We start from the raw sequence: 17,631 nt of genomic DNA, 5'->3' as shown, positions 1-17,631 counted from the left end.
TTACTGGCCGCCGCGCCGTGCGGGCTGGGCCGTGTTCACGGTGTGGAGGGCGCGCAGAAGCTTCGCGGGGAAGTAGACCGAGAAGAACACGACCATCGGGGCTTTCAGCGCCATCTTCTTGACGTTGTGTGCCTTGTACGTGCGATCGAAGCGCGTCACGTAGTAGCGGTAGTCGCGGGGTGAATCCTCGAGGCGCCTGGCTGACATCCCGGAGACCATCTGGGGCCAATACTGGATCCGGAGCTCGTGGTCCGCGAGGTGCAGGGACAGATCGATGTCTTCATGCATCTCGTCCTTCTCGTCACGGCAGGCCTCGCTGCGGATGATCTCCCAGGCGGAGCGTCGCAGGGCCATATTGGACCCGAAGAGAAAGTGATACTGGTGCTTGGCGAGCTTGAGCATCAACTGACGCATCTTGTCGTCGGCCTTGAGTCCAAAGCGGCGCATGGGCATGTCGTAGTAGACCACCGGGCCGGTTGCGGCGTGGACAGACTCGTCGGCGAAGGCCTTTTGCACCTGTTCCACCCAGTCCGGTTCCAGCACGGAGTCGGCGTCGATCCGTCCGAGAATTTCGCCGGTGGCGTGGTCCAGGCCGAAGTTGCGGGTGGGGATCAGGCCCTGATCCGTGGCCTGGCTAAGCAGGATGATGGGACTCTCCGGGTATTCCAGCTGCATCTGCCGCACGATCGCGGCGGTGTGGTCTGTGGACATGTTGTCCACCACGATGATCTCGTGGGCCGGAACGGACTGGTACACGGCCGCAATCAGGCACTGCCGGATGACACTTTCCTCGTTATAGGCCGGGACGACAATGGATACGGCCGGTGGCAACACAGCAGGGTGTAAGGCATCCTCGGGGGATCTAACGGGTGACATCCCCATCAATTTAGCACCTGCCCCACAATCCACGGCCGGTGCCCTGCCTTTCAGGCGGGAAAGATCCTCAGGAGGATCATGCAAAGTCGGGAGGATCAGGAAAGAGAAAGGAGCAGGAAAAATCGGAAGGAGCCCGCAAAAGAGGGAGGGATCGCGCCGGTGGCGCAATCCCTCCCTCTCCGGCGGCCTGAATGCGGCCTACAAGTTCAACTACTTGCCGTTCTTGTCCGCTTCGGTTTTGTCCACGCCGGATTTATCCGCTTCGTGGGTCAGGCTGGCGGCGATGTTCCGCACGGCGGTCTTCGCGTCGGTTGCAACCTTGGCGGAGGCGGCCTTGGCATCGCCGGCGTCCGGTGCGGCATGCCTGGCCTTGTCTGCGGCCGTATCGACAGCATCATCCGCAGAGTCTGCGGTCTCAGCGGAAACCTTGGCGGCCTTGTCCGCCGCCGCTACAGCCGCGGTGCCTGCCTGGCCGGCGGTCTCCTTGAGGGAATCCTCGACCTCAGTGACGGTGGTGGCCGGGACCGGTGCGGGCGTTACGGGCGCCGGTGTCTTCCACGGGTCTTCGATCGGCTTGGAAGCCTTCCAGGCGGCAACGCCCGCGGCAGCCGCTGCGGCGATGACACCGAAGATCAGCAGTCCGCGGTGTTTTTTCGGCTTCTGCGGCTTGGCGATCTCGCCGCTGACCGCCTTGCCGGCCTTATCGGCCACGCCCTTGAGCTGCTCTCCGGCGCTCTGCGCCTGCGCCTGGATATTATGCATGACGCCTGAGTCGACGAGTTTCTGCGCGACGGCATCGACCCGGGCCGGTGTGCCTTCCAGCGTGCGGTGCACTGCTTCTGAGGCCTGGCCGATCTGATCCGAGAGCCTGGGCAGGTAGTCGTCGACGACGCGGTCGCGGGCGCTGGCGATCACCGGCGTCGCCTTATCCAGGGCGCCGTGAAGCCGCGGGGCCGCGGAGTCGACGGCGTCGTTGATCCTCGGCGCCAGCTGGGACAGGCCGTCCTGGATGCGCGGGGTCACCGTGGCTACGCCGCCGGCCAGATTGTGGGCCGCCGATTTGAGTCCCTCCTGGATTCTGGGAGAAGCGCTATCCAGGCCATGCTGCAGACGCGGAACAGCCCAGTTGACTGCTGCCTCAACCCGCGGGGCTGCCCAGTCCTTGGCGTTCTCTACTCCGGTGCTGACTGACTGCTCCAGCTCACGGGCAATACGGTCCGTTTTCTTCACAACTACCTCCCGATTAATGTGACGCTTCTGGAGTTAGCCTACGTGTCCCAGACCTCACCCGCTATTTTTCATCCCTATTCGGGGGCGATTTCACCCAGCGCGGAACTGGCCGTCCGCCCCTGTCTGTATTGGCCCTTCATGGAAGAATAGGGCCTATGACTGCCATCGCAACTGCAAAAGCAACCATCCACACGAGCCTGGGCGACATCGTCGTCAACCTCTTCGGTAACCATGCCCCCAAGACGGTAGAAAACTTCGTCGGACTGGCCACCGGAGAGAAGGCCTGGACGCACCCGGAAACGGGCGAGGACAAGACGGGCACGCCGCTCTACAACGGCACCATCTTTCACCGCATCATCAAGGATTTCATGGTCCAGGCCGGCGATCCCCTGGGCCGCGGCGTTGGCGGACCCGGCTACAAGTTCGACGACGAGATCCACCCGGAGCTCACCTTCAACGCACCCTACAAGCTGGCCATGGCGAATGCCGGCGTCCAGATGGGCCGCGGAACCAACGGATCCCAGTTCTTCATCACCACCATCCCCACCGGCTGGCTGCAGGGCAAGCACAGCATCTTCGGCGAGGTTATCGATGAGGACTCCAAGAAGGTCGTCGACGCCATCGAGGGCGTCCGCACCGGAATGGGCGACCGTCCGGTCGAGGACGTCACCATCAACAGCATTGACGTAGAAAAGCTCTAAGCCCAGCCCATGAGCTACGGACTTCCGGCGGCAGAGCCGTCCGCGCAGATCCCGGTGTGCCCCCGGCACCCGGACCGGCCCGCCTATGTGCGCTGCCAGCGGTGCGGGCGCCCTGCGTGCCCCGACTGCCAGCGGGCGGCCGCCGTCGGATTCCAGTGCGTTGACTGTGTCAACGAAACAAAACGTACGACGCCGGACGTCAAGACCGTCTACGGCGGGGCCGTGGCCACCGGCAAGCCCGTGGTCACTTTCGCCATCATCGCGGTGTGCGCCGTGCTCTACATGCTGCAGTGGCTGATTCCCAGCGACGGGATCTATGGGAACCTCGCCTTCGCCACCGTGTATGCCACTCCTGAGTACGGGGTGTTCGAGCCATGGCGCATGGTGACGTCTGCGTTCCTCCATTCCCAGGGCTTCATCCTGCACATCGTCCTGAACATGTACACGCTGTGGATCTTTGGCCAGGCCCTGGAGCCCCTGCTGGGCCGGATCCGGTTCCTGGCCGTGTATATGCTCTCCGCTCTGGGCGGGTCGGTAGGGTTCTTCCTGCTGACGCCCGCCTACAGCCCCGGCCAGCCGTTGACCGGAGTGGTCGGCGCATCGGGCGCCATCTTTGGCCTCTTTGGGGCCATGCTCGTGGTCCAGCGCCATCGCGGCGGGGATACACGGCAGTTGTGGGTCCTGATAGCCATCAACGGCGCTATCGGTTTTGTGGTCCCTCAGATTGCCTGGCAGGCACATCTCGGTGGCCTTGTTACGGGAGCCCTCTGCGCTGCCGTCATCGCCTACACTCCCCGCGGCAAGCGGCAGGGCCTGCTGCAGGCCGGCGGCCTGGTCCTCGTCCTCGCTCTGCTGGTCGCCGCCACCATGTTTCGGATGTCCAACGCCTAGCGGTCATATTCGCCGGTTATTCGAAGTTCAGCCTGGGCCTTTTCGCGCCGGGGGGACATGCCCACTCTTCACACCCGGGACTGGGCAGAATGGGACTATGTCCGCCCGCCGGCCACGGCGCGGGGCATGTCCTTGAGCCTGGCCACCGCGCCCGGAGCCCGCGCCCGGACCTCCGGCGAACCAACTAAGATGCCCACTAGCGCCGCGCTGGCATGTCCTACGTTTCGCCGCCCCGCCGTTGCACGCCCTGCCTGGTGCGCCCCGCCCCGCCTCATCGGTTCGCTTCCCACGGAGCATCTCGTGAATGACGGCAAGAAGGTCACGCCCGCGGATGAGCCCGGAGGCGCCGCGAGAGTTGTCCACAGGGGTTATCCACACTGTTGGTAACTTACATCGATGTAGTTCATAGAGGCCACCCGGATCTGACGGCCACTACTGGCGATTTTCCGCCGATACTGCCGATTCTGTCCACAATTGTGGATAACTTTAATAGAGTGCCCTGTGGTTAAGTGGACAAACCCCGGGTTCGGGGTTCCCTTTGGACGGATCAAGGCGAGCCGTGGCGGCAAGAAAGCCTTGAACACAGGCGGTAGCGGACGGTCCCTCTACATTGAGACCCGATGTCAACAGAGTTGTTCACAGTTCTGAGACCTTGATGGTGAAACTATCCCGCCCTGCATCGCTTGTCCTGGGCCCCGGGACGGAACATGAGCGACCGGGGAGCGGAGCGTTTTCCCCAACTGTGGATAACTTGTGGGTACTGCAGTGTTGTTAAGTGGATAACTCTCCGGTGTTCGACCAGATGTTTCAAATCCCTGACGGACCTTAGTCCTTCGAGTTCACGCGGGATGTGATCCCAAAGCTCGGGGACTTCAGCTCGTTGAAGATCCCGACGCAGGCGCGCACGGTGCATTGGGGTGTGATCGGCAGGGCCGATACTGTCAGCCCCGAGCTGTCCACCGCCAGCGCTCCGCCAGAGCCATCGGAGACCCACACGCCCTGCTCGCCGTCGGTCACCGCGGCGAGCATCTGTGAGGGTTTGCCCGATGCGGGACTGGCAAGGATCGGGTTCAACTCGTCGGCGCCGCCCGCCCAAACCGGCACCAGGGTGATCCTCAGGGGGCTGGGCGTCACGACGCGCGTCGGAGTGCGCACCTCCACGCCCTTCATCCGCTGGACGGGATAGGCGGCGCTCTTGACGGCGGGGTCCTGCGTCGCGGCCGTCGTCGACCCGGACGCGCTGCGCAGCTACGCCTCGAGTGCTTTATAGTCCGCGGGCCACCGACACCGTAGCGAGTACACCTACGACGACGCCGGCCGACTGACGGGCGTGGTGCCGTTCCCGGCTTCTGAGTATTGGAATTCCGACGTAATACGCCATCACGCGGTGGTCCGTGGCCGGAGGCCCGGCGTGAGTGATGATGATGCCGCGGGGTCCGCGGTGGCTGTTCGGGTTCGGCCGGGCCCACCGCGCCTCTAGTGCTTTGCATCGAATGCTGTGCACCGGGCGTCGCACGAAGGATTGGCCGGGAAATTTATCCACAGGCTATCCACAGTGTTAGTAACTCACACGGTTGTAGTTCACCCTTGGCTTCTGTGTGGGATGGGCGCGTGGACGGCAACAGCGCGCCGTGCCGGCGGTCATCCGGGCCGACCGCCCCGCCGGTTTATCAACAAGTGTGGACAACTTGTGCAAAGTTGTACACACCGGCGCGGACGGTGGTCAGCGCGTCCAGACCCGGGAGCTGCCGCGCCGATGGCTGTCGAGCAGATGGGTATCAACGATCCCGATGGCTTCCATCAGGGCATACATGGTGGTGGGGCCGACGAAGGCGAACCCCCGCTTGCGGAGTGCTTTGGACAGTGCAATGGATTCCGCCGAGGTTGTGGGGATCTGGTCATGGGATGTCGGCTCAGGAGTGGAATCCGGTTGGAACGCCCACACGAAGTCGACCAGACCGCCGTCGTTCCTCAGTGCGATTGTTGCCTGGGCGTTGGTGATGGCCGCCCGGATCTTCAGCCGGTTCCGGACAATCCCGGCGTCCAGCAGCAGGCGTTCGACGTCGGACTCGGTGAAGGCCGCTACCGTCTCGGGATGAAAGTGGTGGAACGCGGTCCGGAACGCCGGCCGCTTTCGAAGAATGGTGGCCCAGGACAGCCCCGCCTGGAAAGCCTCGAGGCTGATGCGTTCATACAGGCCCTGTTCATCGCGGACCGGCAGGCCCCACTCAGTGTCGTAATATTCGCGCAGCATCGGGTCGGCCGACGCCCACACCGGACGGGCCAGGCCGTCCTCGCCGATCACGGTGCCGTTGACGCCCGGAGCCATACTCTTCCTCACCAGCAGTTGGTAGTGGCCGAATCAGTACAGTTCCCACAGCCGGACTATGCCGCGGACGGGAGTCAGTCCTCCGTGGGGCGGTTGGCTCAGGAGCGCCAGCGGGTGGTCATCAGGAAGCCGACGATTGCGATGCCGAACCCGGCCACAATGTTCCCTGCACCCCAGGCCTGCACCGGAAAGACACCCTCGCTGATGTAGAAGGTGATGATCCAGAACAGCCCAATGATCATGAGGCCGAACATCACCGGCTTGAACCAGACCGCGTTTGGCTTGTTGGCCTGCGCGGCCGAAGTCTGCGGCGTCTCGCGGGCAGTCCTCTTACGCGGCTTTGACTCGGGCACGGGTCCTCCTAGGCGGCTGGAACAGGAGCGGCACCGCGGCTTGATATCCTGCAAGAAGGTAAAACGCCGGCGGCCAACACGCTCTTGATCAAGGGTGAATGCTTACTCGCAGCCAATTCTAGCTGTAGTTCGGGCCACGCCCGTGCCCGCCGCGACCGTCCAGAGGGAGAAGCCGGATGCTGCAGTTGCAGGAGAGATCCGCCGTCGGGAAACTTCGCCGTGGCCGGCCACCGGCAGACGCACGGCGCCGTCCTGTTCAATTTCGACGCCCTGACGCCCTGCTGCCCGGCGACAGGTTTCGCGTCGTCACCGCGCTGGTGCTGGCCGCCGGGGTGCTGGTATTGATGGTTCAGCACCTTATTCCCTGGATGGCACAATTCACCCAGTTCACTGATTCAACGATTGGTTCGGCAAGGCACCCATGAGCGCTACCAAAATTCTGGTCGTCGACAACTACGACAGCTTCGTCTACACCCTGGTGGGATACCTCCAGGAACTCGGCGCGGAGACCACCGTTGTCCGGAACGACGACGTTACCCTCGCCGAGGCGACCGGGCTGGCGGAAGCGCGCGACGGCGTTCTCATCTCGCCGGGCCCGGGAACCCCCGCCGGGGCCGGGATCTGTATCGATCTGATCAAGTGGTGCGGCGGCCACGACAAGCCGATGCTCGGCGTGTGCCTGGGGCACCAGGCTCTGGCCGAGGCCTACGGGGGAACAGTCACCCATGCCCCGGAGCTCATGCACGGCAAGACCTCGCTCGTGGAACATCGCGCGACCGGCCTTTTCGCCGGACTTCCTTCCCCCTTTACCGCTACGCGCTATCACTCCCTGTCGGCCGTCCGGGAGAGCATCCCGGAGATCCTGGAGGTCACCGCCGAGACGGCGACCGGCGTCGTGATGGGGCTGCAGCACCGCACCGCACCACTGTGCGGAGTGCAATTCCATCCGGAGTCCGTGCTGACCGAGGGCGGCTACCAGATGCTCGGCAACTGGCTCGAATCTTTGGGAATGGCCGGCGCCGCCCGGCGGGCATCGGAACTGAGCCCGCTGATCAAGCACTGAGGCCGGGGACAAGCCCCTACTTGCTGGGGGACGGCGAAGGGGTCGGTGTTGGGGTCGGTGTTGGGGTCGGCGGGGGTACCGGGGCCTTGGCCACCGTGACGGTGATGGCTTTTCCCTGTTCGACCTGGGCTCCCGCAGCGTCGCTCTGGCCCGTGACCTTCCCCGGTTCCACCTGGGAATTCTCGACTTCCGTGACCTTGAGGATCAGTCCGAGCTCCTTCAGGGCAGCTTCCGCCTCAGCCTGTGGCCTGCCGATGAGCTGGGGAACGGCTACTTTTCCCGTGGAGACGATGAGCTCCACCGTGCTGCCGACGGCCACATTCTGGCCCGGCGCGGGGTTCGTGGAGATCACCAGCCCGGCCGGCACCGTGGGGCTGTTGGACATGGTGGTCCCCGGCGCACCGGTGAGGCCCTTCTGGCGGAGGACATCGCGCGCAGCTGCCTCGGTCCGGCCGGGCAGGTCCGCGGGGATGGTGACGACGCTTGGACCGTCGGAGATGTTGAGCGTGATGGCCGAATTTGGGTCCAGGGAACTGCCCGCGGACGGTGCCGTGCCGATCGCGCTGCCCTTGCCGATGGTTTCATCCTGCATCCGGTTGAGCTGGGGTTTGAGCCCAACGTTGTAGAGCTTCTGCAGCGCCTCGGACTCCGTGAGTGACGTCACCGTCGGAACCAGAACTTTGGCTACCGGCGGCGGGGCCTGGTTCATCATGTTGTAGAGCCACAGTCCGCCGCCGGTCAAGACCAGGACCGTGAGGATGGCGAGGGTAGTAATCCAGGTCCGGCGGCGAGACAACTGACGCGGGGTACGCTCGCGTCCGGCCGGGAGGACCAGGGGCAGGCTGCCCGTGTCCGAGACGCCATAGCTTTGGACCGGAGGGGCATTGTGGTCACCTAGGGCTTCCGGGGAAGGCCGTCGCCTGCCGCCAGGTGTCTCGTCAAGGAACTTCGCCCCGGTCATGGTGAAGGCTGCTGTCGGTGTGCCGTCCGACGCCGGAACATGGTCGTTCGGGTCGGTCGGGGCCTCACTGGCGGCGAGAGGCGCAACGCCGACGCCGCTGCGCGCGGCCCGGAGCGCCCGGCGGAAGGCTGCGGCATCCTGGAAACGGTCCGCCCGGTTCTTCTGCAGCGCCTTCATCAGGACACTGTCCAGGGCTTCGGAGATGTCCGGGTTCAGGCTGCTGGCGAGCTCCGGGATCTCCCGGACATGCTGGTAGGCCACCGACACCGGGCTGTCCCCGACAAACGGAGGGCGGCCGGTCAGCATCTCGTACAGCAGGCAGCCGGCCGAGTAGAGATCGCTACGGGCGTCCACGGTCTCGCCTCGGGCCTGCTCAGGTGACAGGTACTGGGCGGTGCCCACCACCGCCTGGGTCTGCGTCATGGTGGCACCCGAGTCCGCCATGGCGCGGGCGATGCCGAAGTCCATGACTTTGATGCTGTTGGTGTCCGGGCAGAACATCACATTGGCCGGTTTGATGTCGCGGTGGACGATTCCGGCCTTGTGGCTGTAGTCGAGCGCCGAAAGGACACCCAGGGTGAAGTCGATCGCCTGATCGATCGCGATTTCCCTGGCCCGGATAAGCTCGCGGATGGTCTTACCGGGCACGAACTCCATCACGATGTAGGGCACCCGGACGGTGTCCTCGTGGTCGCCGGGTACGGCATGGTCTCCGGTGTCGAAGATGGCGACAATGGAGGGGTGGTTGAGCGCGGCGACGGCCTGCGCCTCGCGCTTGAACCTCGCCTGGAATTGCGGGTCCCTGGCCAGGTCCGGGCGCAGCAGCTTCACCGCGACGGTGCGCCCCAGACGCGTGTCCGTGCCGCGGAACACATCCGCCATGCCGCCGCGTCCGATCAGTTCGCCCAGCTCGTAGCGCCCACTCAGGACGCGCTGGGTGTTCACGGGGCGGCGGTCCTCCCGGTGTGACGGTGTGCGGGGTGAATTAGTCATCATGACCTACGGGGTGGCCTTTTTGCAGGTGGGCGGGGTCCCGGGCGGCTCGGTTGCCTTGCAGTCCGGCAGGGGGCCGGCGGCCGGAGCCGGGGCCTTGGCCAGGTGGTAGGTCACCAAGGATCCGGCCGGGGCTTTGGCCCCGGAAGCAGGCTCTGAGCTGACAAATGTGCCGGCGGGCTCCTTCTTGGACGTGGGATCCATGGGATCCCCCTTGGCCCAGCGGAAGCCGGCGTTCTGGATGGCCTGCTGCACTGCAGTTTCGCTGGCACCGGACTGGATGGGTGGGACCGGGACGGACTCCGGCGCCTTTGTTTCCGGTCCCTTGGAGTACGTCACCGTGATGGTCTGCCCGGACTGCACCTGTCCCGAAGGGTCAATATTTGTGACAGTTCCAGGAGTCGCGTTGTTGAAGACCTCGGCGCCGGTGACTTGCAGCTTCATTCCGATCAGCTCGCTGCGGACATCGGTGAAGGGCCGGCCCAGGAACTCCTCCGGGACCAAGACGATCGCAGGCGGGGTGGACTGCGTGGGCGTCGCGGAGCTGCTGGTGGGGCTGGGGCTCTTGGACGTGGGCGGGGCGCTGGTGCTGCTGGACGTGGTGTTTGCGGTAGCACTCGTGGATACGGCGCTGCTGCTGGCCGGCGACTGCGGCGGGAAGAGGATTCCGGCCTGGGTCAGGACGACGCCCACGAGGGAAAAGAGCACCAGCAGGATCAGGGCGATCAGCGGCCACGTCCAGGGACTCCGGCCGCGGCGCCGCGGCTCATCCACCGGCTCGTCGTAGTCGTCGTCCTCCTGCTCCCAATTGCGTTCCGCCGCGAGGGCGTCGGCGCGCGAGAGGGTGTTGCTCGTCCCGGCGTCGGCCGCGCCGGCGCCGGCCGCCAGAGCTGCGGCGGCACCTGCGCCGGCGGAGCCCACCACAGGAAGTGCGGAGGTGGCCGACGTCGAACGGTCTGCCGCGCCGATCACCCCCGTAGCCGCGGTGGGGATGTCCACCGGCGCCGTGACGGCGCCGGGTGCCGCCTCGTAGAGCAGCATGCCGGGGACGGCGGCGTGGGCCGCAGGGATGTCGCCGTTGCGGATGGCTTCAGCTGCCTCGGAGAGCTTGAGGGCGTCGGCCGGGCGGTTCTTCGGATCCTTCGCCAGCATCGACATCAGCAGGGCACGGACGGGCCTGGGCAGGGTCTCCGGAAGCGGCGGCGGGGCGTCGTTGACCTGTGCCAGAGCGATGGCGATCTGGGATTCGCCGGAGAATGGCCGGTGGCCGGTGAGGCACTCGTAGCCGATCACGCCGAGCGCGTAGATGTCCGAGGCGCCGGTGGCGAGCTGACCGGTGGCCTGCTCCGGGGCCAGGTACTGGGCCGTGCCCATAACTTGTCCGGTCTGGGTCAGCGGAACCTGGTCCGCCAGGCGGGCGATGCCGAAGTCGGTGACCTTGACGCGGCCGTCAGGGGTGATGAGCAGGTTGCCCGGTTTGACGTCACGGTGCACCAGACCCTGCTTGTGGGCGACCGAGAGGGCCCGTGCAGTCTGCGCGATCATCGACAGGGTCCGGTCCGGGGAGAGCACCTGTTCGTGTTCGATAATGCTGCTCAGCGGCTGGCCCGGAACCAGTTCCATCACGAGGTAGGCGGAGCCTTCTTCCTCGCCGTAGTCAAAGACGTTGGCGATTCCCACGTGGTTCAGGAGCGCGGTGTGGCGCGCCTCGGCCCGGAAGCGCTGGAGGAAGCCGGGGTCGCCGGTGTACTCCTCCTTGAGTACCTTGATGGCCACGATGCGACCCAGTATCAGGTCCTTGGCCTTCCAGACCTCTCCCATGCCGCCGATCGCAATGCGTGTGGTCAGCTGGAATCTGCCGCCGAGGGTGATTCCCGATGTAGGCCTCACTTGTTCAACACCGCCTCAAAAATCTTCTTCGCGTTCGGACTGGTTAGCTGCGCGCCGGTGGTGATGTCTACGCCTTCCATGACGATGGTGACAGCCACTTGCGGGTCATTCGCCGGGGCAAACCCGGTAAACCATGAGTTGTTCAAACCGTTGCCGAGCTCCGCGGTGCCGGTCTTGCCGGCTACCTTGAACCCGGGTACGGCAGCCCCGCGGGCGATGCCGTCGGTGACTACACTGACCATCCACTCGTTGATCTGCCGCGCGATCTCCGGCGTCGTGGAGGTCCGCAGGGTCCGGGGTTTCGGCTCGCTGATGGTCCGCAGGTCCGGGGATCGTACGGCCTTGATCAGGTTAGGCTGCAGCTGGACTCCGCCGTTGGCGATTGCGGACGTCATTTGGTTGATCTGGAGCGGGGTGGCCCGGACATCACGCTGGCCGATCGCCGACTGGGCCAGCGAGGCGTCGTCGAGGTCCGTGGGGAAGCCCTTTGTGGCGGCGTCCAGCTTCAGCTGGTCGCCAATCTCCTGGCCGAAACCGAATTTCTCCGACTGGTCGGCGATCGCCTTCTCGCCCAGATCCAGGGCGATGCTGGCGAAGGGAGTGTTGCACGACTGCTGCAGCGCAAACGCGAAGGTGGCCGTATCCCGGGTGTAGCAGTTGCCGCCGGCGTAGTTGGGGAGTTTGTACTGGATGCCGGGGAAGGGCATTTCCGCCGGGTTGGGCAACACACTGTCCTTGTTGTATTTGCCCGAGCTGAGCGCCGCCGCCGTGTCCACGAGCTTGAAGACCGAGCCGGGGGCCAGCAGGGCGCCGGTGGGCCCACTGACGTTCTGGTTCAAGTTGATCCCGGGGACCTTGTTGAGTTCATTGATGTTGGCGGCCTCGGCATCCGTGTCCTGGGTGGCAATCAGGTTGGGATCGTAGGACGGCTTGGACACCATCGCAAGGATGGCGCCGGTTTTCGGGTTCGTCACCACGATCGAACCTCGCTGTCCGTCGGGGATGAGGTCGTAGGCGAGCTTCTGGATCTTGGGGTCGAGCGTCAGTTCCACCGAGGCGCCCTTGGGCTGGTTACCCAGGAAGAGCTGGCCGATCCGGTCCAGGAAGAGCTGGTCCGAGCTCCCCTCGAGCTCCCGGTTCATTGCCTTCTCCAGCCCCGTCAGGCCGAAGCTCCTGGAGAAGTAGCCGGTGATCCCGGCGTACAGCTGCGGCTGGGTGTAGGTGCGCTGGAACTGGCAGCTCTCGGTGGCAGGCACGGACTCGGCAACCGGGGTGCCGCCGACGATGATCGCGCCCCGGTCGTTGCAGTAGTTCTGCAGGAGGGTGCGCTTGTTCCAGGCATTGGCCTTGAGGTCGTCGGCACCGATCACCTGGACGAAGCTGAGCGCCCCGAAGATCAGCGCAAACATGGTGATCGCGGCTATCCATGAACTGCGAATGGCCTGGTTCACAGCTGCTTCACCGCCTCGGTGGGGGCTTCCGGACTGTTCCGGCCGGCCTGGCTGTCCCGGCCGGTGCCGGCGGAAGCGGGCCTCGAAGGCGCCGCAGGGGTGTCCTTGCCGGCATCCGGCACCTGGCCGGGCGGCAGCGGTGTGGTGTCCACGGGGCCCCGCGCCGTGTGCGAGATCATCAGGAGCAGACCCACGATGATCCAGTTGGCCAACAGTGAGGACCCGCCGGCCGCGAGGAACGGCGTCGTGAGTCCGGTGAGCGGGATGAGCCGGGTGACGCCGCCGATGACCACGAAGCACTGCAGTGCGATGGCGAAGGAGAGCCCGGTTGCGAGCAGTTTCCCGAAGGCGTCACGGGTTCCCAGGGCGGCGCGGAAGCCGCGCGTGAAGAGCAGCAGGTACATCAGGACGATGGCGAAGAGCCCGATCAGTCCAAGCTCCTCGCCGAAGGAAGCGATGATCATGTCGCTGTTGGCGAAGGGCACCAGATTGGGACGGCCCTGGCCGAAGCCCGTGCCGACCAGTCCGCCGTTGGCCATCCCGAAGAGGCCCTCGACGATCTGCAGGCTGCCGCCGAACTCGCGTCCGTAGACTTCGTCGGTGAAGGCGTTCATCCAGCCGTCGATCCGCAGCGCCACGTGGGAGAACGCCCGTGAGGCGACAAAGCCGCCGGCTGCGATCAGAACGACGCCGATGATCACCCAGCTGATGCGGCTGGTGGCGACGTAGATCATCACAAGGAAGAGTCCGAAGAACAGGATCGAGGAGCCCAGGTCGCGCTGGAAGATCAGCACGCCGATGCTCACAAGCCAGGCCGCGAGCATGGGGCCCATGTCCTTGAACCGGGGGAACTGGACCGGCCCGATTTTCCTGCCGGCCAGCAGGATGAGGTCCCGGTTCGAGGAAAGATACCCGGCAAAGAATATAGCGAGGGTGATCTTGGCAATTTCGCCCGGCTGGAAGGTCATGGAGCCGAACCGGATCCATACCCTCGCACCCAGGATTTCACCGGCGGTGATGCCGGGGACCAGCGGCAGGATCAGGAGTACCGCGCTGGCAGCCAGCGAGATGTAGGTGAAACGGCGGAGGACCCTGTGGTCCTTGAGGAACCAGATCACGGCGATTGAGACGGCCATTGCCACCAGCGTCCAGCGCAGCTGGTTGTTGCCGGTGTCTTCGCCCACCCTGTCCAGCCGGTGGATCATGGCGAGGCCGAGGCCGTTGAGTGCCACCACAAGCGGAAGTATTACCGGGTCGGCATATTTGGCCCGGAGGCGCAGCACGACGTGGAAAGCCAGCGCTGCGGCGGCCAGCAGGCTCGACTGGAACCAGAAATCCGTATCGAAGGCTTTCTGCTTGTCCACGCCAACGAGTGCCTGCGCACCGATGCCGACGACGAGTGCGAGCACCAGCAGGACGAGTTCAACGTTCCGACGCGGCTTGGGGGCGGTCTCGATCGTTGTCACTTGTCCCCCTCGCAACCGGGAGCGGCCGTCGTCGGAGCGGGCGCCGTCGGAGCGGCCGACGGTGCGGCCGTCCCGGTGGCCCCGGGGCTGGGGTTAGCCCCGGTGGCGGTGGCTGCAGTGGAGGGAGTGAGGCATTCATCCGCGGGTGCCGTGGTGCCGGTCCGCTCAAGGTTCTTCACGATCCGCTGCGCGTCGTAGAGGTCCCGCGCGGGGACCGTCTGGCGCACGCGCTGTTGGGAGAATTCGGGGAGGTCTGACATCCGGATTTTGGTCACCGCTTCCAGGGTGGAGAGCTGGATGGGTCCCAGTCGCTGGGAAACCCCGTTGAAGATCGCCACGTGCTGGTCTTGTTCGCCGATGTAGTACCGCGTTTGGGTCCAGGCATAGCCGAGCCACAGGCCAACGGCCAGCAGCGCCACGATGGCCGCTGCAACGGAGACAGTGAGCCAGCGGCGCCGGGCCGGCTTGTACTCCCCGGCTTCCTCCGTGACCTGCTCCGCTTTGTGGGTAAGCACCGTGGCCGCCCGTCGGGCCACGGTGCGTCCGGCAATGGACGGGATGGATCCCGACTCCGCTGCGGAGGCGGCGGCGCCCACGAGCTCGTGCGGGCGGCCGGAGAGCTCCTCCCGGAGGACTTCTGCCGAGAGATGCTCGCCGAGGTGCGGGTCGGTGGTCGTCTCGGGCTCTTTCGTGTCCGTTCCCTTGTCTGCCGCCCGCCCGGCCCGCGTCCCGTCGTCGGTCGTCGGGGAATCGGCGGGCTCCGCGGGGGCGCCAAAGGTGCTGCCGGTTTCCGCTGCGCCGGCATCCGTGGACGCTGCGGCAGTCCTGTCTGCCGTGATAACGGCCGTGACGCTCGCCGCTGCAGCCGGGGCCGCGACGATTTCGACGGCGGCGGTCCGGACGTCGTCGGGCGTCTGTTCGGCGATGTCCACCAAAACAACGGTGACATTGTCCGGGGCGCCGGCTTCGAGGGTGAGTTCGACCAGGCGTTCGGCGCAGTCGCGCAGGCTCTTGGTCTCGCGGACGGTGCGCTCCACGACGTGTCCGGCGACGTAGTTCAGGCCGTCGGAGCAGAGCAGCCAGCGCTCACCTGACTGGACCTCGAGGGTGTCGAGGTCCAGCTCGGGGCTCGCGTCGACGTCGCCCAGAACGCGCATCAGGACGTTCTTGTGCGGGTGCGTTTCCGCCTCTTCGGGGCGCAGCCGGCCCTCGTCGATGAGGCGCTGGACGAACGTGTGGTCCACGCTGACCTGTTCGAAGTCACCGTTACGCAGCCGGTAGGCGCGGGAATCTCCGATGTGGGCAAAATGGAGCTTGCCGTCGGCCAGGAGCAGCGCTGTGACCGTGGTGCCCATGCCCGCAAGCTTGGGGTTGATGTGTACCAGTTCGGAAAGCAGCGAGTTGGCGGTCTGGATCTCGTCGGCGAGGACGGTTTCGGCGTCGCCGTCGTGGTTGTCATGGTCCAGATGGATCATGTCCAGCACGGTCGCGGCCGAGGCCACATCGCCGCCGGCGTGGCCGCCCATGCCGTCGGCTACGACAGCGAGGTGCCGGCCCGCGTAAGCCGAGTCGTCATTCTTGGCGCGAACACGGCCGACGTCCGACCGCGCGGCGTAACGCATGACGAGCGGCCGCGTCGGGGCGGCTCCTTGTCCTGCTGCCTGGTCTGCGGGGCGGTCCGGTGCAGCCATGGCTACGGCCTCAATTCGATGACCGTCTTGCCGATTCTCACGGGGACACCCAGCTCTACGGGCAGGGCCCGGGTCAGCTGCTGGTCTGCCAGATATGTGCCGTTGGTGGAGCCGAGATCCTCAATGAACCAGCGGCTGCCCTGCGGAAACAGGCGGGCGTGGCGGCCCGAGGCGTAGTCATCCTCGAGGACGAGCGTGGCTTCCTGGGCGCGGCCGAGCAGGATGGGGCTCGCGGCCAGGGCGATGGTGGTGCCTTTGAGCGGGCCTTCGGTCACCACGAGCTGGCGCGCCTGCTGCTTCACCGGCGCCGCGGGCGGCTCGGCCAGCGCCGGGTTCTTGCGGACCTGGCGCGCCGTGGGGGCCCCGGCTGCCGCCTTGCGTCCAATCATCAGGTCCCGGCGCATGGCTGAGACGATGCTGAAAATCAGCACCCAGAGGAGCAGGAGGAACCCGAAGCGCAGAGCGGTGATAGTCAACTCACTCACTGGCGGCCCCCTGGGTTGGCGGGCAAAAGGCGGAAGATGATCTTGGTCCGTCCCATCGTGATCGTGGAGCCATCCGTGAGTTCTGAACTCCCCACGATCTTGTGGCCGTTGACGTAGCTGCCGTTCGTGGAACCCAGGTCGATGGCCTGGGTGGCGCCCGGGCTGGAGCGGATTTCCAGGTGGCGGCGCGAAACGCCGGTGTCGTCAATAAGAATGTCCGCTTCGGAGGAACGCCCAAGCACAACGGACGGGGCGTTCAGGGAATAGCGCTGGCCGTCGATATCCAGCACCGGCTGCATGCGGGACGGCTGGCGCGTCGGGGCGGCCGGCATGGTGCCCTTCGCGCCGGGCTGTGCCGGGGCGGAGGCTTTCTCGGTCCGTGACTTGATTTCGAAATCGCCGGCACGGCGTTCTTCGTCACGGCGGAAGCTGATCCGGACGGGGCCCTGGAGCGTGTACCCCTGGCTGCGCACGTGGTTGATGACAACGTCGCACAGTTCCTCCGCAAGTGGCGTTCCCCATTCCTGGGCCCGCTGGAAATCATCATCACTGAGAAGAACGTCGAAAACGTTGGGTGCCAGGGTGCGGCCTGCGGCGATGGTGATGGCCTTGTTGTCCACTTCGCGGCGGAGGTGGCTGGCGATCTCGACCGGCTCAACCTGGGCACGAGAACCGGTGGAGAAGACTCCGCGGACGGCCTTTTCGATGCCGCGCTCGACTTTGTCCAGCAATCCCATGGTCCTTCTCCTTTCCTGACGGCTGCGGGGCAGCATTCGTTCCGGAACTCGGTTTCCAACATTTGAAGGAGCCCGCCGTAGACGGGCACTCCCACATCAGATACTACTGGGCGAGGCTGGGAATGGCCTTAATGCGGTCCGCCACTCCGTAGGGAAAAGTCGTTGCGGACCGGTCCTGACATGCGGTGACACCGACCGGGCCGGCATGCCTGCGGGGTCCGGCGAGAGGTCGGGCAGCGGCCTTGAAGCGGCCAGGCCAGCCCGCTTCCAAGGCTTGCTGAGTGGGGATCGAAGGTGACTACGCGCCACGATTGGTGTTTTCCTGAGGTTGTCCGTTATGCTGAATCTCGCTGCTTTTACGAGGATGGCGGTCCGGGAATCGGACCTGATTCCAGGTGAAGGAAGTTGCGCGCGAGTGGCGGAACGGCAGACGCGCTGGCTTCAGGTGCCAGTGTCCGAAAGGGCGTGGGGGTTCAAATCCCCCCTCGCGCACGCAAATACGTAGAGAACCCCG

Annotated in this window: 16 protein-coding genes and 1 tRNA gene; 5 read left to right on the top strand and 12 right to left on the bottom strand. The window is 65.5% G+C overall.

What is annotated here, in order from left to right:
- The gene (locus tag AC50X6_RS05270) at window positions 1–876 is read right to left on the bottom strand and encodes a glycosyltransferase family 2 protein (RefSeq protein WP_494965212.1); all 876 of its coding nucleotides are present in this window, start codon (window positions 874–876) and stop codon (window positions 1–3) included.
- A 210-nt stretch (window positions 877–1,086) separates the two neighbouring features.
- Window positions 1,087–2,106 (bottom strand): hypothetical protein, encoded by a 1,020-nt coding sequence (locus tag AC50X6_RS05265; RefSeq protein ID WP_494965211.1) that lies wholly within the window; start codon window positions 2,104–2,106, stop codon window positions 1,087–1,089.
- Between the two features lie 155 nt (window positions 2,107–2,261).
- Between AC50X6_RS05265 and AC50X6_RS05260 the strand changes: the two genes are divergently transcribed.
- Window positions 2,262–2,807: a peptidylprolyl isomerase gene (locus AC50X6_RS05260; protein WP_326967003.1), complete on the top strand. Its 546-nt coding sequence runs from the start codon at window positions 2,262–2,264 to the stop codon at window positions 2,805–2,807.
- Window positions 2,808–2,816: 9 nt separating this feature from the next.
- Window positions 2,817–3,698 carry a rhomboid family intramembrane serine protease gene (locus AC50X6_RS05255; protein ID WP_494965210.1) on the top strand — a complete coding sequence of 294 codons (882 nt, stop codon included), beginning with the start codon at window positions 2,817–2,819 and terminating at the stop codon, window positions 3,696–3,698.
- 825 nt (window positions 3,699–4,523) lie between these two features.
- Here the strand turns inward: AC50X6_RS05255 and AC50X6_RS05250 are convergent.
- The 3 genes from AC50X6_RS05250 to AC50X6_RS05240 form a co-directional block, all read right to left on the bottom strand.
- Complete coding sequence (locus AC50X6_RS05250) at window positions 4,524–4,853, bottom strand: hypothetical protein (RefSeq protein WP_494965209.1); 330 nt, start codon at window positions 4,851–4,853, stop codon at window positions 4,524–4,526.
- Between the two features lie 568 nt (window positions 4,854–5,421).
- A complete protein-coding gene (locus AC50X6_RS05245; protein WP_326967056.1) occupies window positions 5,422–6,027 on the bottom strand; it encodes a DNA-3-methyladenine glycosylase I in 606 nt (201 codons plus the stop codon).
- A gap of 98 nt (window positions 6,028–6,125) precedes the next feature.
- Window positions 6,126–6,380, bottom strand: coding sequence for a cell division protein CrgA (locus AC50X6_RS05240; protein WP_326966999.1), 255 nt, complete (start codon window positions 6,378–6,380; stop codon window positions 6,126–6,128).
- Window positions 6,381–6,556: 176 nt separating this feature from the next.
- Here AC50X6_RS05240 and AC50X6_RS05235 point away from each other — a divergent pair, with 176 nt between their 5' ends.
- Entirely contained in the window at window positions 6,557–6,805 is a 249-nt protein-coding gene (locus AC50X6_RS05235; RefSeq protein WP_494965208.1) for a hypothetical protein, read from the top strand.
- Complete coding sequence (locus AC50X6_RS05230; RefSeq protein ID WP_494965207.1) at window positions 6,802–7,443, top strand: aminodeoxychorismate/anthranilate synthase component II; 642 nt, start codon at window positions 6,802–6,804, stop codon at window positions 7,441–7,443. Before AC50X6_RS05235 ends, AC50X6_RS05230 begins: the two co-directional genes overlap by 4 nt.
- A 16-nt stretch (window positions 7,444–7,459) precedes the next feature.
- Here AC50X6_RS05230 and pknB read toward each other — a convergent pair whose 3' ends face one another.
- Genes pknB through AC50X6_RS05195 form a run of 7 tightly spaced genes read right to left on the bottom strand, consistent with a single transcriptional unit; the run spans window position 7,460 to window position 17,117 of the window.
- The gene (gene pknB / locus AC50X6_RS05225) at window positions 7,460–9,397 is read right to left on the bottom strand and encodes a Stk1 family PASTA domain-containing Ser/Thr kinase (protein ID WP_494965206.1); all 1,938 of its coding nucleotides are present in this window, start codon (window positions 9,395–9,397) and stop codon (window positions 7,460–7,462) included.
- A gap of 6 nt (window positions 9,398–9,403) precedes the next feature.
- Complete coding sequence (locus AC50X6_RS05220) at window positions 9,404–11,287, bottom strand: protein kinase domain-containing protein (protein WP_494965205.1); 1,884 nt, start codon at window positions 11,285–11,287, stop codon at window positions 9,404–9,406.
- Window positions 11,284–12,738, bottom strand: a complete 1,455-nt coding sequence (locus AC50X6_RS05215) for a peptidoglycan D,D-transpeptidase FtsI family protein (protein ID WP_494965204.1) — start codon at window positions 12,736–12,738, stop codon at window positions 11,284–11,286. Before AC50X6_RS05215 ends, AC50X6_RS05220 begins: the two co-directional genes overlap by 4 nt.
- Window positions 12,735–14,204 (bottom strand): FtsW/RodA/SpoVE family cell cycle protein, encoded by a 1,470-nt coding sequence (locus tag AC50X6_RS05210; RefSeq protein ID WP_494965203.1) that lies wholly within the window; start codon window positions 14,202–14,204, stop codon window positions 12,735–12,737. Before AC50X6_RS05210 ends, AC50X6_RS05215 begins: the two co-directional genes overlap by 4 nt.
- Complete coding sequence (locus AC50X6_RS05205) at window positions 14,201–15,895, bottom strand: PP2C family protein-serine/threonine phosphatase (protein ID WP_494965202.1); 1,695 nt, start codon at window positions 15,893–15,895, stop codon at window positions 14,201–14,203. Before AC50X6_RS05205 ends, AC50X6_RS05210 begins: the two co-directional genes overlap by 4 nt.
- A gap of 2 nt (window positions 15,896–15,897) precedes the next feature.
- Entirely contained in the window at window positions 15,898–16,380 is a 483-nt protein-coding gene (locus AC50X6_RS05200; RefSeq protein WP_494965201.1) for an FHA domain-containing protein FhaB/FipA, read from the bottom strand.
- Window positions 16,377–17,117 (bottom strand): FHA domain-containing protein, encoded by a 741-nt coding sequence (locus tag AC50X6_RS05195; RefSeq protein WP_494965200.1) that lies wholly within the window; start codon window positions 17,115–17,117, stop codon window positions 16,377–16,379. Before AC50X6_RS05195 ends, AC50X6_RS05200 begins: the two co-directional genes overlap by 4 nt.
- 409 nt (window positions 17,118–17,526) lie before the next feature.
- On the opposite strand from AC50X6_RS05195, the gene AC50X6_RS05190 reads away from it, so the two are divergent.
- A tRNA-Leu gene (locus tag AC50X6_RS05190) sits at window positions 17,527–17,609 on the top strand.
- Window positions 17,610–17,631: the final 22 nt, after the last annotated feature.

The organism is Pseudarthrobacter sp. HLT1-7, from assembly GCF_059383435.1.
Note: the sequence above shows the minus strand (reverse complement) of the source record. Positions and strands in the feature narration are given on the sequence as shown.